Annotated in this window: 1 pseudogene; it reads right to left on the bottom strand. The window is 66.2% G+C overall.

Features of this window, described 5'->3' with window-relative positions:
* Positions 1–50 precede the first annotated feature (50 nt).
* A pseudogene (locus tag SACPADRAFT_RS26665) lies at positions 51–668 on the bottom strand (XRE family transcriptional regulator); the annotation flags it as partial.

Genomic DNA, 668 nt, shown 5'->3' with positions numbered 1-668 from the left:
CCGACAAACTCATCGCCGCAGTTCAGACCCTCATGGTCGCCAACGCCTAATCAGGTTGGCAAAGGCTCAGTGCCCCAGTCGTCGCCGTTTTCGGCGCAGGCGAGGGCGAGCTTGAACAGCCGCTCGGTGTCGTCGTGGGCGCAGGTGTCGAACGAGAGGAAACCGGCGACGAGGCTCAGGAGGGAGACTGAGCTGTACAGCTCGCTCCGCAGGTGGTCCGGACAGGTGGCGTTGAGCAGTTCTGCGGACCAGCGCACCTGGGCGAGTACCGCGTCCCGGAAGGGCTCGGCGCCGTAGGTGAACGCCCAGGACGAAAAGGCTTCGGCCGTGTCGCGGATGTGTTCGATCTCGGTGGTGCCGATGCGGTTGGGGATTGGGGTGTTGGCGTGTGCGGTGCCGTCGAGCAGGGTGGTCAGGGGGGTGGTGGCGAGGACTCCGGCGGTCAGGGCGGTGGTGCGGAGGAAGGTTTTGCGGTCCACGTCGGTCAACCTCACAACGGTTCGGCTGGGGTTGTGGAATCCGAGGGCGCTGTTGGTGGGGCCGCCGAGGATCGAGCGGAGGGCTTCGCGGTAGTGGCGGCTGGGCCAGGAGATGACGCCGCGTTCGAGCTTGCCGATGTAGTTGCTGTCGAGCTCGACCCGTGTGCCGTGGTGCTGCCAGAGGTAGGT

This window comes from Saccharomonospora iraqiensis subsp. paurometabolica YIM 90007 (assembly GCF_000231035.2).
Taxonomy (GTDB): domain Bacteria; phylum Actinomycetota; class Actinomycetes; order Mycobacteriales; family Pseudonocardiaceae; genus Saccharomonospora; species Saccharomonospora paurometabolica.
Note: the sequence above shows the minus strand (reverse complement) of the source record. Positions and strands in the feature narration are given on the sequence as shown.